The organism is Gilvimarinus polysaccharolyticus (assembly GCF_001187555.1).
Lineage (GTDB): Bacteria > Pseudomonadota > Gammaproteobacteria > Pseudomonadales > Cellvibrionaceae > Gilvimarinus > Gilvimarinus polysaccharolyticus.
In genome coordinates this window covers 67,822-82,979 of record NZ_LFIJ01000001.1, presented here as the reverse complement: position 1 = coordinate 82,979, position 15,158 = coordinate 67,822, and the positions used below count along the sequence as shown (strand labels likewise).

Sequence of the window (15,158 nt, the reverse complement as noted above, 5' to 3'; positions counted from 1 at the left end):
GCTATCTTCCGCCTCTAACACTAAGTGTTGGCGAAGAGCATGAATGACACATAAAATTTATATTTTTTTAACGAATCCACTTAATCCTGCCCAGACTATGGAGCGCCTTGCTTCGTGACATTTCCACTCATTGAAAATGATACTGAATAGGTTCTTTGAGCTGAGTAGAGGTTACCGATCATCTGTCAGCTTACCGCCTACTTTTGGGTAAAACCTCTGAACTTCCCAGACTTTTCTAGACACCCAAAAGAGTTAAAATGCAACTCAAAGAGAGGGTCATATGAGCAAGGGAAAACGATACACACAGCAATTTAAAGAAAAGGCTGTTAAGCAGCTAGTCGATCGAGGTTATTCTGTTGCCGAGCTCGCGGAGCGACTCGGTATTTGCACCAAAACCTTATACCACTGGAAGGCCTCCATGCATGGCAGCCCCCAGCAGATCAAATCATCGGACGACCAGACTGAGGTCGCTCGTCTTAAAGCTGAGTTGATGCGTGTCACGGAGGAACGCGACATTCTAAAAAAGGCCGCAAAGTACTTTGCAAGCCAGTCCGAGTAAAGTACGCCTTCATTCGTGATAACCAGAATGAGTTTTCAATTAAAGCCATGTGCCGCGTGCTCAAGCTGCACCGCAGTGGGTTTTATGCCTGGTTACAGAAACCCATATCGGATAGAGCGGCTGAGGATCAGCGGCTGTTAAGGCTAATTAAAGAATCGTATATGGTCAACGATATGGTAGCCCATGGATTCACCGCGACCTGCGCGAGGCCGGTGAAGGCTGTAGTGTTCACCGGGTTGCTCGAATCATGCGGGAAAACCGCTTAAAAGCGCAAATAGGCTACAAGTGCCGTTACATCAAAGGTGGTAAGCCAGAAAAGACAGCCGCTAACGTGCCTGATCGTCAGTTCAATCCTAAGCATCCAAATCAGGCTTGAGTCAGCAACATCACTTATGTGCGAACTTGCGAAGGATTTTTATATGTGGCCACGGTTTTAGATTTGTTCTCGCGCCGCATAGTAGGTTGGGCGATGGATAAACATATTGACCGCCACCTAGTGATCAATGCTTTACTCATGGCGATCTGGCAGCGCCGGCCAAAAGGCGAAGTACTTGTCCACAGCAACCAAGGAAGCCAGTATACCAGCGCGGATTACTTGGCCTTTATGAAAGAGCACAACCTCATGCCTTCGATGAGCCGGCGCGGCAACTGCCATGATAATGCGGTTAGCGAAAACTGAGATATTTAATTTTATAGAGATGCTTTACAATCCAATAAAACGCCACACTCATACAGGCGGCGTATCGCCTGTTAAGTTTGAAGAGACGTATTTTTTGGAGTCAGCCAGTGTCTAGTGAAGCCTGGGAAGTCCAGTTAAAGTTACCCAGTACGCTACTATTTGGGCTGGCAAGCGCCATAGCATTAAAGTGATGGGATTTCTTCCAGCTGTACATGACAGTCAGAACAGAGTGCATCCTCCGACACTGAAACCGAAACGCATATGCTATGGAGTAGCAGTATAACGCCGCCCAGCAACCATCGGGGCACTCTCATTGAGGCTACAGAAGAATCTATCAATGGCACTTAAGCTCTCTTTAAAGGGTATTGATACGACGGTAAAACATTATTATTTTAATAAAAACTTAACTCCCTGTAACAACCTAACCAACTCTTCACCTTTTAATGGTTTAGCTTTTAACCTGCCACTTTAGAAAGGACAATTTTTAAAGGGCCCTCTAAGAGCTCCCAACTATGGTAAGTATTAGCTCCAAAACTAATAAAATCACCAGGGCTACAATCTACCCCATCGGCAATCTCAGTTTCATCTCCGCTAAACAAGCGCGCTTCTCCCTGAACCACTAAGGCCAGCCAATTATCTGGCGACGCATGTGGCGGAAAATACTCAGCATTAGTATCGGCAGTTAGTACCAGCAAACTGACTCCCGCATCTTCTACCAGCTGCACCTGCCAACCTGGAACATCAATCGCAGCAAGATCGGGGGAGCAACCACGAGTCAAGTGACTGCACGAAGCAGTTTGTGCCATAAAAAAATGAAACGACATCGTCATACCTTATTGCCCTAATTTTAACCTTATGACGGCTCGTTAGAGCCGTCATCGCGATCAAATCACTCAATTTCCCACATTTCAGGCCAGTAGCGATAAACACTATGGCCACACTTTTCCAACCGAGCCGACGCTTCGTCTAGATACTTAAGGCTTTGTTCTTTAGCGGCTTGTTGATCGCCAACCAACAGGGTATAGCGATTTTCTGCAAGCACCTCACCTTGCTTGCTGGCAATTAACAATACCACTTCAAAGTCGCCCTCAGCATTAGCTGGTAGCTGCCAATTAATATCAAAATAATGGGCCGAACTGTCACAGTCAATGTCAAGCGTCTTAGAGCCCGCAGCCTCTGTGTCTTTACTCTGGTAAACAACTCGCCAAGACAGGTCCACCTCTTTAAAGTCTTTTTGATAATCATTAACCACCCAGACTCCAGCGCTAAATTCGGAGCCTGAATTCCAGCGACGCTTAGTAAACTCCAGACTCGGTAACAATGGTTGATAAGTCCGCTTTAACCACTCGAAAGACTGTTTTTTCTCGCCATAATAATCGACCACACCCCATTTAATATCGGGAACATGCGTCATAAAGTGGCATAGGGCCACACCACTCATTTTGGGCTTACGACGTCGATAAGTTTCTAGAGCAAACTGAATAACCGTACCCTGGGCTATTTGCGTAGCCTCAACAAACTCCTCTAACGACCCCATTTTGTAATCGTTAAAAACCTCAAAATTAAGATTTTTAAGAATATCGATATCGGCCCAATGATAAGCCCAGCTTGGCCCCATAGGCCAAAGTTCATCCGCAGGAATAAATTTCTTCAAGCTGTCAATATTAGGCGCCGACGCAGCCGTTAGCTCTGGGATAATGGCGCAATCAAGCGATGGATAATACTCCTCCATAAACTCTTTGCCGCCCTGATAATAGTGCTCATTAGCATGCATACTCTCATGAGGCTTAAATCCCATATTTTGAGCTGACTCTGAGCTTAATGGCGAGGCTAAACCATAGGGGATATTAGTGTAGTCAGCTACTACATCACCTATCACCTCCATAAGCTGTTTATTGCCGCTTTCTTCATGAGCCCCGGAGAAAAACACCTCCTCACCACCCATCCAAAATATTTGCGACGGATGATTGCGACGCTGTTTAACCGTCTCGACACATTCATGCAACACTCCATCCACAAACTCCTGATCACTCGGATAGGCTTGTGTCGCCAAAGTAAAGTTGGTCCACACAGTGATGCCAAGCTCATCGCACAAGCGATAAAAGTCAGGAATTTCGGGCGGATGCCAGCCAAAAATTCGCAGATTGTTGATGTTAGCTTCGCGCACCATGGCAACACGGTCTTCGTACTTTTTAAGCGTGTTGCGACCGTACAAAAACGATGGTTGCCCACCCCAGCAAGCCGAGCGTAAAAAGTGTCGCTTACCATTAATAAAAAATGTCCAAGGAAACTCGTTATCATCCCTCGTGTAACCTGGATTGAAGTCCATAGTGACCTCACGCAGGCCAATAACCTCGGAGGCCTGATCTAGGGTTTTATCATCTTGAGTTAACGACAAATCTAACTGATACAGATTTTGTTCGCCCATATCCCAAGGCCACCAAAGCTTAGCATCGGCGACTTTAACGCTGGTACTCAACTGACTTTTACCTGGCGCAGCCGTTACCCGCTGAGTAAACTCCTGAGTTGTTGTATCGCAGTTTTTACCAGCCAACACACCGGTCAACTCCACCTCTTGTGGAACATCAGTATGATTGACAAGATCAACCGTCAAGGCCACTTCTGCCTGAGTATCACTAGCGACAGTTACATCGGTGCGTACGCTATCGATGCGCACTTGCTCGGTAGCTTCAATACGCACCGGACGCCAAATACCAAAAGGTACTAAACCCGAGAAATAATCACCCGAAAAATTTACTTTTTTTCCACCACAGTTACGATAGTTTTTAGGCGGCGGATCAAGTTTAACCATCAACATGTTTGAACCGTCTCGCCAATCGGCAAAGCTCACCACATCGGAAATATCAAACTCAAACGCCGAGAACATGCCTTCATGCCGACCAAGGTAAGTACCATTTAGCCAAACACTACAACTGTAATCGACACCATCAAAAATCAAGCGTATTTTTTTTCCGTGCATTTCACTGGGTACTGCAAAGCGGTGGCTGTACCACCACTCGTACTCTGCCGCCCACTTAGCGCGATGCATATTACGACCAAAGTACGGATCCGCGATCTCATTAGCTCGATGCAAATCGGTATAAACATCGCCCGGCACATTAGCAAAATTCCAACTAAAGTGGGTTCCCTGATACTCGGCGGGCAATAAATGTAAACCTTCTTTCTCACCTTGCCCCGGTCGCATCCGCTCCATTTGCCAGCGGTAACCGCTTAAATCTATATTAATACGTGACATAGTTACCTCTGATTAATCGTAATTAAAATATACGGCGCGTTTTTGCAGGTAGTTTTCAATACCGTACACACCATCTTCACCACCGGTTCCGCTACGCTTGTGACCCGAGTGATAACCTTGTATGTAACCCACTATTTGACGGTTAACAAATACAGTTCCCACCTCCATATGATTAATGGCGTGCATCACGGTGGGAATATCTTTGCTAAAAATATAAGCGGACAAACCTTCTTCTCGTGTATTACTGATCTGCAGCGCCTCTTGATAATCTTTAACGGCAATAATGGGCAGTACCGGTCCAAAAACTTCCTCTTCCGCCACTGGCATATCGGCCGTCACATTGCTTAGCACGGTTGGCTCAAACCAATAGCCTTTCTCAAACTCTTTACCGCTTGGGCGCTTACCACCAACTTCAATTTTTGCCCCTTGAGCGACACTTTCATTCACCATTGCTTCAACCCGGTCAATACTCAAACCGGTGACACTGGGCCCCATATTGACATCGGTAGACGGATCGCCGTAAGTAATCTGTTTAACTTTCTCCACCACTCGGCGAGTAAACTCCTCGGCAATACTTTCGTGCACCAACACCAACTCGGCACAAATACATACTTGACCACAGTTGGCATAACGGGAGATCACGGCGGCCTCTACAGCCCGATCTAAGTCGGCATCCTCTAGGACGATAAAAGTTGCTTTACCCCCCAACTCAAGCACCAAGCCGGATACATTTTCAGATGATGATTTATAGATTGCCTGGCCAGCTCGGGTGCTGCCCGTTAACGACACCAATCGAGTAATCGGGTTAGAAACCAAATAAGAGCTGACATTGATACCAGTACCGCTGACTAAATTAATAACCCCTGGTGGAAACCCTACCTCATCAACCACTTTGCAAAACTCCGAGGCGGTAACCGGTGTTGCTTCGTGAGCTTTTAACACCATGGTGTTACCGGTCACCAACGCCGGTCCAATTTTTCGACCGATCAGTGCCAGAGGAAAGTTATAGGCACATAAGCCTAATGTGACACCATAGGGAACTTTCTGAATCCACAATTGCTCATTAGGGTTATCCGATGGAAAAATATTGCCTTCGATACGGCGCGCGGCTTCGGCACCGTAGGTAATGTAATTAAGTGTATCGTCAAATTCGCCATAGGCCTCAGGGAGCGTTTTACCCTGCTCCTGTACTAATAGTTTGGCAAAATGATCACGCTTTTCTTTTAGCGCATCCACTAATTTAAATAAATACTGAGCCCTCTGAATAGCTGGCAGCGCTTGCCATGCAGGCTGAGCTTGACGAGCGCTTTGCAAAGCTTTTTCTGCATCGGCATCGGTACAATCTGGCACAGTCGCCCAAGGTTTTTCATTGGCGGGGTTAAGCACCTCAAAGGTTGCGCAATTGCTGGCATCCACCCATTGTCCGTGGATATAACAGGGGTAATGCGTCAGTGATGTGGCCATTATTATTGTCCTCAGATCGGTTGGTCGCGGGAGTAAACCTCAGCGTCCGTTAAATTTTGCGACACGTTTTTCGACAAAAGCATTAAAGCCTTCAGCGGCATCCTCGGTGTCATACAAGGCATCGCAATGCTTTTTCTCAAGCGCCAGTCCATCGGCCAAGCTTAATTGAGCACCATCACGCACCGCGTGCTTGGTGGCCGCTAACGCCAGTGCCGGCCCTTGAGCTACCTGCAGAGCATAGGCGCGGGCACTCTCAAGTAACTCCTCTGGATGGAGCAGGCGATTAACTAAACCAAAATCAAATGCGTCTTGGGCGACAAAATTATCCCCAGTTGCCAATAACTCTAATGCTTTGCTAATTCCGACCAAACGTGCCAGCCGCTGTGTACCACCATTACCCGGAATCAAACCCAGCTTTATTTCTGGCAACCCCCATAAATATGTGCCGCGTGCGGCAAAGCGTAGATCACAAGCCATCGCCAGCTCTAGGCCACCGCCTAGCACATGACCATTTATACAGGCAATAAAGAGCTTGTCGCTGGCCTCCATTTGCGCGGTATTGGCACGAGCCTGAGCCACCAACTGCTGATTGTGTTGAGTACTGTTTCGGGAAAATTCTTTTATATCCGCGCCGGCGCAAAAGAATTTATCACTGGCGCTGGTTAACAGCACTACACTGGCCTCGGTATCGGCATCAATGGTATCTAGTGCGCGAGCTAAGTCCTGCATAAACTCCAGCGTATAAGCATTAGCCGGTGGCCGATTAAACGTAAGTTCAAGAACTCGTCCGTTTTTTTCCAGTGTAATCATGGCGATTTCCGTTACGAATTGGGCGCTAAAAATTCAGCACGTAATAAATGGTTATGCTCGCCTAAAGACGGCGCGCCTTGCGGCTGAGTCAGCAACTGATCATCGATACGAATCGGGCAGCGAGTAGTCAAATAAGATCCTCCCGCCGAGCTGACCTCTTGCACCATATGCAAGAGCTGAAATCCCTCATGGGCGACCAGTTGCTGCCAATTTAAAACCTCAGCACACCAAATATCTGCAGGCTCAAGAATACTTAACCAATGGGCAGTGCTTTGTTGCTCAAGATGTGTCGCCAATATAGCTTTGATGGCATCGCGCTCGGCAAACCAGCGAGCGGGATCGGCAAACGCCAACAATGGAGCACACGCCAGCAGTTCGCCCAAAAAGGTAATCGAGCCCATAGCCAGTGCGAGGTGACCATCGCTGGTTTTATACAAACCGTAAGGCGCCCCCACTAAGGCATGAGCGGCGTTATCAGTGCCGCGATTAACCGCTTCTCCATCATGGTAGTAAAGGGTGAGTGGCTCAAACTGAAAATCCAGAGCAGCCTCCAACATACTCACCTGCACCAATGCGCCCTCACCTGCGTATAAAGCGGCCAACACCCCTTGCACCAACTGCGCGCCAGCAAGGTTATCAACAATAGCTAAACCCATAGGTACTGGGCCTGACGCCTCATCGCCACTTAAACCGGCCAAACCGGAAAGCGCTTGAAGTAGTAGATCTTGGCCAGGACGGTCACGCCAGGGGCCTTCGTGACCATAGCCTGTAATCTCGCCGTAAATAACCTTGGGATTAATTCTTTTCAGCTCTTGCGGACTCAATCCCAAGCGCTGCATAACATCCGGACGAAAGTTATGCAGAACAATATCTACGTGAGGTAATATTTGTTTTACTAGGGCTAAATCATCAGCATCTTTTAAATTTAACGCCAAACATTCTTTGCCCCGGTTAATCCCCTGATAAAAGCCCGACTGACCAGCAATATTTAAATGCGACGCATAAATACTGCGAGATAAATCGCCCTTTTCTTTGTGCTCGACCTTAATCACCCGAGCGCCTAAATCGCTTAAGCGCAAACTGGCCGAAGGCCCAGATAAAAACTGAGTAAAATCGAGTACCGTAATATCTTGCAAAGGCTTAATCACAGAGAAAACTCCTGTGCAATTTTTTCATTATCGGCGCCCACACGCGGTGCGGCTTTACTGCTGTAAAGTCGCGCGCCGTTGTAACGAATCGGACAACGAGTGGTTGTTAAGCTGGCATCACCACGTTGCAGATTCTGCTCCATCCGCAACACCTGATAAGCTTCATGCTGGGTTAATGCTTCGTAATCTAAAACTTCTGAACACCAATAGCTGCCCTGCTCTAACATTTGCAACCATTCGCCGCTGGTACGATTTTTTAAGTGCTTTTGTAGCGCCGCTTTAATTTTATCTCGCTCAAAGTACTGCGCATCGACGCCATAGAAATCTTCCAATCCTTGCAAGCCAATAGCGTCGCAGAGCGTTTTTAAATTGCCCATGGAAATCGCAATATGGCCATTAGCTGTGGTGTAAATACCATAAGGCGCACCGACATAAGGGTGTGCGTTAGCCACCTGACTGCGCTGGGGCAGCTCGTTATCCGAATTTAAATAGGCGGTCAAACCTTCAAACTGAAAATCCAAAATAGACTCTAGTAAACTGACGTTGACCTTGCCGCCCAAACCAAAACGCTTTTTACGCACCATTGCCGCCAGTAAACCCTGGGCTAAATGGGTGCCACACAACATATCGGCCACCGCAATACCAAAAGGTGTGGGCGGCTGATCGCCATTGCCCGTCACCCAGGTCAAACCCGATACCGACTGCGCCAGTAAATCCTGACCTGGCTTGTCCTTCCATGGACCAGTATCGCCATAGCCGCTCACCTCGCCGTAAATTAAGCTTGGATTAAGCGTCTTAACCGACTCATAGTCGAGCCCCAAACGCTGCATAATTCCAGGGCGAAAATTATGGGTAACAATATCAGCTTGAGCGATAAGCTTTTTAACTGTAACAACATCGGCCGGGTTTTTTAGGTCGGCAGAAAAGCTTTCTTTATTGCGGTTAATGGTATGAAACAATACGCTGTCGCCATCGGCCCACAAGTTTTTAGTGGCCAACTGACGGCAGGCATCACCCTTGCCGGGACGTTCGATTTTTATGACACGGGCGCCCAAATCTGCCAGCCTGAGACCCGCATAGGGGCCCGCCAAATACTGGCTAAACTCGAGAACCGTAACACCGGCTAAGGGAAGACTCATGGATTTTCACTCTTTGACTGAACGTAGAGTTTATTTAGTTTATCCAGCAACTGTTTTTCATCACCGCCATTCATCAAATACTCACGAATTGGGGCGCCGGAATTATCCTGAAAGAACATATGCCCGTGATATCGTGGTCGTAAAAAAGCACGATCCAGTGCTGGCAAAGTATCTTTAAAATAATTGTCACTGGTGCTATTAGGGTAATCGGCCAACCAAGCCTCACGATGCCCCGGCTGACCTCCAAACTCAACAAATTGTCCCGACTGCATAGTCGCGTTCGCAACAAACTGCGCATAACGTGCGGCTATTTCTTTATGCGGTGAACTTGCTGAAATAGCCAATCCGGTGCCACCTAGTGTAGTGCGACAACGACCTGTGTCTGGCAGCGACACCATATCGCTAAACTTTAGCAGACCTTTGCCATATCTAGGCTTTGCATAATTCGAATAGCCATAGGCAAAGGGACAATAGGCAAAATCATCTGTTGCGGTCATTGCTTCGTATACTTGAATGGGGTTCCAATCAAAACACCCTTTCGGCAATAATTTCGACAGCTCACGCAACATCTTCAGCGCCTTTATACCCACATCCTGACTAACTACCTCATTGGCACGCTCACAGGGGTCTTCGCCCATGGTCGAGCACAGCATATAGAAGTTCATCAACGTATCTTGCGGAATCGAGGGCACCACCACCTTGCCGCGCTTGGCCAGCGCCAACAGATCACTCCACGTATCGGGCACAGCTGCCCCCATATTCGCTAAGAGATCCATGCGCGCCGCAGCCACAGGGGTCGCAGCGTCGATAGCCAGCGCCCACTGGCGCCCATCGAAGCTATAACTTTCATAGGAACGACCGACAGAATTAGCTTTTTGATCCGCAAGAAACTCCGCCGGCAACCAATCATCCAATGCCACTGTAACGCCCGTGCGCGCGGCAAAGCCCGACCAAGGGTGGTCAATGACCAATAAATCATAACGCTTCGCCAACTGATCGATAGGTTCATCAGCAAAAGCTTGCAGTGAACGCTTATCCCAACTGATACGAACGTCTGGATTCAGCTCCTCAAATCGTTGCGCCGTCGCCGTCATAGGCACAAAACCTCGCGTGTGATTCCAAGTAATACCTTTTAATTCCGTTATTGCTGAGCTCATAAGAACACCATGGCGGGATATTTATATATAAATTATAAGTTCCACTATAAATTATTATCTTATTGCATACAATATTCTTTCTACAATACACTTTACGCGCTACTGTAGCCTAAAAGCGGCGCAATGGCAGCACTATCGATTTTCGATATAACAGGCATAATAGAGGGCAACCGCCATACGGCGGAAAAACCAAAGATGAACCAGACACTTATGGATAAAACCAAAAAATACTCGGCCCCTGCGCTGGATAAAGGCCTGGATATTATTGAATACCTGTCCGCCGAATCAGCCGCCCGCTCTCAAGCCGAAATAGCGGCAGGACTAGCGCGCAGCCCCAATGAAATCTATCGAATATTGGTAAACCTAGAAGCACGCGGCTACTTAAACCGCGACGAGAGCTCGGGCAAATACCGCCTATCGCTAAAGTTATATGCGCTGTCTCACACCCACTCCCCGATTGAGCAATTGACCAATGCGGCGCGTCTGCCACTGCAAGAATTGGCAGAAACAATCGGCCAAGCTTGCCACCTCAGCGTACCCTACAACGGTAAATTGATGGTCGTAAGCCAAGTTAAAAGCCCGGATCCAGTATCTCTTTCGATCGCGGAAGGTACGTTATTTCCGCTGCTTACGACCACCTCGGGACGTGTACTCCTAGCCAATTTTGCCCCTGAAGAGCAAGAGCGCCTGTTATTAGGTGACGAATGCTTTAGTCGCTTAAGCGCAAAAGAGCAACAAACGGTAAAAGCCCAACTGACAACCATTAAAAAGCAAGGGCATCACTGCGCGGCCAGCGAAATCACCATCGGCGTTACCGACTGTGCCGCATTTGTAGGCACCGCCGCCTCAGGCTTGATGGCCGCCCTGGCAGTTTCTTCGCTTACCACCAGTCTCGGGCAAAGTCATGACCAAAGCACCATACTTAATGCCATTACCAAGACTGCCGTACACATCAACCAACGCATGGGTATTAAGTGATTAATAAGATAGCCCGCCTCGCGCTGCTAACAGGAGTACTTTGCTTGAACTCACTCGCGGCTAACGCCAATACCTTTGCCAGCGATATATCACTAATGGAGCAGCATTTTTCGCCCCTGATATTAAGCCGCGGCAACCAACAACTAGCCGTACTGGGCGAACTGCAAGGTAGGGTTATGGTAACCAGCCTGTCCGGCAAAGCGGGAGCGAGCATTGGCTGGGTTAATCGGGACTATCTTAAAGACGGCGACTTAACGCCCAATCGCCCTATGGGCGGGGCAGATCGCTTAAGCTTTGGGCCGGAAACAGGAGATTATTCGCTACTGTTTAAGCCCGGTATTGAGCGCACCAACGATAACATTAGCTACCCCTCGGCTATGACCATCGAACCTTACGCACTTGTTTCTCACAACAGTACACAGGCGGTTTTCAAGCGGGCGTTCACTTTAACCAACTACAACAACACTCTATTTGAAATTGACGTTACCCGCAGTATCAAGTTGCTCGACAATGACGATATCAACCAACTATTTGATATACGCTTACCGGCAGACATAAAACTGATTGGCTTCAGCGCAAGCACCCAGCTTACCAACATCGCTAACAGCGCTTGGAATAAAGAGACGGGCCTACTCAGCTTGTGGCACTTAACCGCCCTTGAACCAAGCGACAACAACACCGTCGTTATACCGTTACGCGGACAACTAAACGAATTGGTCGAATACTTTTCCCCCAACAAAAACAGTCACAGTAAAATTATCGATCAGCATGTCCTTTATAACGCCGACGGCAATTATATGAATAAAATCGGTATCCCACCGGACCACACCAAACCTGTGATGGGCGCCTGGGATGCCAAACGCAAGCTACTCACATTAATTCATTTTAGCTTTACACCCGCAGCTGGCGTTTACGTCAACTCTGTTTGGACACCTAATCCAGCGCCGTACGCGGGTGACGTCATAAATGTTTTTAACGATGGAATCGTAGATGGTTTCGGGCCATTCGGACCATTTTATGAATTAGAGTCGTCATCCCATACCCGTGAATTACAACCTGGGGAATCATTACAGCACACACAAACCACCGTGCATATTCAAGGGACGCGAGCCGAGCTGGATAAGATTGCACAACAAGTATTGGGGATAGGCCTCAGCGACATTGAACAAGTCTTCGCAGCAACCAGAGCAGCGCAATGAACACAACTATTATTACCGGAACCAGCCGCGGCATTGGCCTTGAATTAGTCCGCCAATATCTTAACGTCGGTAAACACGTAGTGGCCAGCCATCGGCCGGGCTCGATCAGCGCCGAGTTAGCTGCGATGAGCGCAACGCACCCTGAACTCAGCCTGCTCCCGTTAGATTTAGCCTGCGATCAATCTATCGCCAAATTTTCCCACGCATTACATTCTCACAGTATCGAGCTGTTGATTAATAATGCCGGCACGACTAATCACGTAGAATACGGCCAGTGGACTCGGCGACATTTTCTCGACAGTTACACCACCAATGCAGCAGGTCCTGCCCTGTTAATTCAAGCGTTAGATCAACAGCTGTGCGAGGCCGCCAAGATTGTTCAACTAAGCTCAGGACTGGCCTCTCTGCACGAAAACATCAACCCTACCGGCGCCTTTGAAGAGTACGCCATGAGCAAAGTCGCCTTAAATATGCTGACTCGACGCTTAGCAATGAAACTTGCGGGCAGGAACATTATTGTATCTGCTATAAGCCCTGGCTGGGTGCAAACCGAGATGGGCGGCCCCGACGCCCCGACTAGCGCAGAAGCCGTATCACAGCAGATATTGCAGAGCATCAACAAGCTATCTATTCAGCACAATGGTACATTTTTAGAGGCCGACCTAACTCCTATCGCTTGGTAGAAGACAACCCCTCTCTTTTTTACAACACTCGATCCCCAGTTAATACTATACCCACGCAATGTGGGTATAGCCGAACGGATATCGCCTGAAGATTCACCACGACACTCAACAACTCGTCAAAAGTGTGCAAAGGGGCTCGACCCTCCGTCGCCGCACACCGCCTAATTCACACTCCCCAGCACAAACAGCAGATCCGGCCCAATCATAATTAATAGCACCACTATTGAAATTGCACACAATCGCAATGTATATTGTATGCAATATTAATCACGGAAACTATTATGAGCATAACCAGCTTGCTGTCGCCGGACTCAGACGTATACAGCCTACTCCTAAAGGATATTGCCCACGGCAACTACGTAAGTGGCGATCGACTGGTTACAACCACACTGGCTAAACGTTATGACACCAGCGTAAATCCAGTACGCGAAGCTCTCAGGCAGTTAGAGGGAGAAGGGTTTGTCACATTTCAGCGTAACAGCGGTGCTCGAGTTGCCCGCTTTGAGTTTGAGACCATGCGCAACGTGTTTGAGATTTTACAAACATTAGAGCCCTATCTTTTGGATTGGTTTATCGAGCACCACACCCGCGAAAACCTAAACACGCTGCAACAAACCATTGATCAGATGCAGGCATTAGAATCCGATCAATATGGTCTTTTTCGTGAATTGGACACAAGTTTTCACTGGGAAATGTACCGCCATCATTACAACCGCATGGCGGTGGCCATGTGGCGCCAAAAGAAAATCATGTTACAGGCACTACACGCCAAACTGCCCATCAGCAAAACCAAACTACAAAGCACCATTAATGAGCACCAACAAATGCTCGAGTCGTTAAAAAATGAAGATGGCGAGCAACTACAACGCCAACTAGCGCACCACATTAAAACCAGCGGCGAATATTGGTCGCGCTTAATTCGGCAGTGATATGAAAATCAAAAAAATAAAAAGTTATAGCGCTTGGGTCGGCTTTCGTAACGTTTGTCTGGTCAAAGTAGAAACCGATGCGGGCATCTATGGCTGGGGTGAGGCCGGCTTATCGGGACGTGAACAAGCCGTCATGGGGGCAGTGGCGCATTTTGAGCAGTTCTTAAAGGGCCAAGACCCTTGCGACATTAGCGCTCTGTGGCAACAAATGTACCGCGGTGCTTATTTTGAAGGCGGGCGGGTATTGGCCGCGGCCATCGCCGCCATTGATGTGGCCTTACATGACATCAAAGGCAAGGCACTCGGGGTACCCGTTTATCAATTATTGGGGGGCAAACAGCGTGAACGCATTCCGCTGTTTGCCACCAGTACGGCAGCTTTTAATGAAGGGTTTATCGATGATGTGTTACGCCTTAAAGATGAAGGCTGGAATGTCATTCGTGCCACTACAGGTGAACACGGTCACCCCCAACAGAGCACGATATTTGACCCGCGTGACTCCATTGCTAAAAGTGCCCACTGGTTAACTCTTGCTCGAGAAGCATTAGGTAGCAGCATCGTGCTGGGCATCGATTATCACCACCGCCTTAACGTTGCCGAAACCGTTTCGTTTTGTGCGCGCCTTCCAGCTGGCACTCTGGATTTTTTAGAAGAGCCAATTCGCGATGAAACTCCAGCCGCTTATCAAAATCTGCGCACTATGGTCGACATTCCTTTTGCTATTGGTGAAGAATTTACCAGCAAGTGGGATTTCGCTCCTTATGTACACAGCGCTCTGACCAATTTTGGCCGAGTGGACATTTGCAATGCAGGGGGCTTTACCGAGGCGTTAAAAATTGCCGCACAATGCGAAACAGCTTACATCGATATGATGCCGCATAACCCCCTAAGCCCATTATGTACCGCAGCATCAATCCACTATTGTGCTGCCATTAACAACTTAGCCTGGTTAGAACTCGCCCCTTACGACGGCGATTTAAGCGATTACGATCGTTACTTTATCAACCGTCCAGAAGTTATCGATAACCACTTTATTGTCTCAGGCGCACCGGGCCTTGGTATCGATGTCAACGAAGAAGCGCTACAAGGAAAAACATTTAAATTCTGGGAGCCACCGCGTCTCATCAAACCCGACAACAGCTACACCAACTGGTAAA

General features: G+C 48.1%; 12 protein-coding genes and 1 pseudogene. 6 read left to right on the top strand and 7 right to left on the bottom strand.

Annotated features, from left to right (window positions below; genetic code table 11):
• Nucleotides 1-280: 280 nt before the first annotated feature.
• A pseudogene (locus GILYN3_RS16405) lies at nucleotides 281-1,353 on the top strand (IS3 family transposase).
• 340 nt (nucleotides 1,354-1,693) lie between these two features.
• On the opposite strand, the gene GILYN3_RS00310 reads toward GILYN3_RS16405, so the two are convergent.
• From GILYN3_RS00310 to GILYN3_RS00280, 7 genes are all read right to left on the bottom strand, one after another.
• On the bottom strand, nucleotides 1,694-2,062 hold the full coding sequence (locus tag GILYN3_RS00310; RefSeq protein WP_049721001.1) for a cupin domain-containing protein: 369 nt from the start codon (nucleotides 2,060-2,062) through the stop codon (nucleotides 1,694-1,696).
• Nucleotides 2,063-2,127: 65 nt separating this feature from the next.
• Nucleotides 2,128-4,494 carry a glycoside hydrolase family 2 protein gene (locus GILYN3_RS00305; RefSeq protein WP_049721000.1) on the bottom strand — a complete coding sequence of 789 codons (2,367 nt, stop codon included), beginning with the start codon at nucleotides 4,492-4,494 and terminating at the stop codon, nucleotides 2,128-2,130.
• A gap of 12 nt (nucleotides 4,495-4,506) precedes the next feature.
• Entirely contained in the window at nucleotides 4,507-5,958 is a 1,452-nt protein-coding gene (gene aldA, locus GILYN3_RS00300; protein WP_049720999.1) for an aldehyde dehydrogenase, read from the bottom strand.
• 39 nt (nucleotides 5,959-5,997) lie between these two features.
• On the bottom strand, nucleotides 5,998-6,768 hold the full coding sequence (locus GILYN3_RS00295; RefSeq protein ID WP_049720998.1) for an enoyl-CoA hydratase/isomerase family protein: 771 nt from the start codon (nucleotides 6,766-6,768) through the stop codon (nucleotides 5,998-6,000).
• A gap of 11 nt (nucleotides 6,769-6,779) precedes the next feature.
• Complete coding sequence (locus GILYN3_RS00290) at nucleotides 6,780-7,916, bottom strand: CaiB/BaiF CoA transferase family protein (protein ID WP_084004968.1); 1,137 nt, start codon at nucleotides 7,914-7,916, stop codon at nucleotides 6,780-6,782.
• Nucleotides 7,913-9,055: a CaiB/BaiF CoA transferase family protein gene (locus GILYN3_RS00285; protein WP_049720997.1), complete on the bottom strand. Its 1,143-nt coding sequence runs from the start codon at nucleotides 9,053-9,055 to the stop codon at nucleotides 7,913-7,915. The genes GILYN3_RS00290 and GILYN3_RS00285 overlap by 4 nt, the downstream gene beginning before the upstream one ends.
• Nucleotides 9,052-10,212: an ABC transporter substrate-binding protein gene (locus GILYN3_RS00280; RefSeq protein WP_049720996.1), complete on the bottom strand. Its 1,161-nt coding sequence runs from the start codon at nucleotides 10,210-10,212 to the stop codon at nucleotides 9,052-9,054. The genes GILYN3_RS00285 and GILYN3_RS00280 overlap by 4 nt, the downstream gene beginning before the upstream one ends.
• 195 nt (nucleotides 10,213-10,407) lie before the next feature.
• Here GILYN3_RS00280 and GILYN3_RS00275 point away from each other — a divergent pair, with 195 nt between their 5' ends.
• The 5 genes from GILYN3_RS00275 (at nucleotide 10,408) to GILYN3_RS00255 (ending at nucleotide 15,157) form a co-directional block, all read left to right on the top strand.
• Complete coding sequence (locus GILYN3_RS00275) at nucleotides 10,408-11,190, top strand: IclR family transcriptional regulator (RefSeq protein ID WP_049722490.1); 783 nt, start codon at nucleotides 10,408-10,410, stop codon at nucleotides 11,188-11,190.
• A 44-nt stretch (nucleotides 11,191-11,234) separates the two neighbouring features.
• The gene (locus GILYN3_RS00270; RefSeq protein WP_049720995.1) at nucleotides 11,235-12,389 is read left to right on the top strand and encodes a DUF6786 family protein; all 1,155 of its coding nucleotides are present in this window, start codon (nucleotides 11,235-11,237) and stop codon (nucleotides 12,387-12,389) included.
• Complete coding sequence (locus tag GILYN3_RS00265; RefSeq protein ID WP_049720994.1) at nucleotides 12,386-13,072, top strand: SDR family NAD(P)-dependent oxidoreductase; 687 nt, start codon at nucleotides 12,386-12,388, stop codon at nucleotides 13,070-13,072. Before GILYN3_RS00270 ends, GILYN3_RS00265 begins: the two co-directional genes overlap by 4 nt.
• A 281-nt stretch (nucleotides 13,073-13,353) precedes the next feature.
• Nucleotides 13,354-14,001 carry a GntR family transcriptional regulator gene (locus GILYN3_RS00260; protein WP_049720993.1) on the top strand — a complete coding sequence of 216 codons (648 nt, stop codon included), beginning with the start codon at nucleotides 13,354-13,356 and terminating at the stop codon, nucleotides 13,999-14,001.
• A gap of 1 nt (nucleotide 14,002) precedes the next feature.
• The gene (locus GILYN3_RS00255; protein WP_049720992.1) at nucleotides 14,003-15,157 is read left to right on the top strand and encodes a mandelate racemase/muconate lactonizing enzyme family protein; all 1,155 of its coding nucleotides are present in this window, start codon (nucleotides 14,003-14,005) and stop codon (nucleotides 15,155-15,157) included.
• Nucleotide 15,158 lies beyond the last annotated feature (1 nt).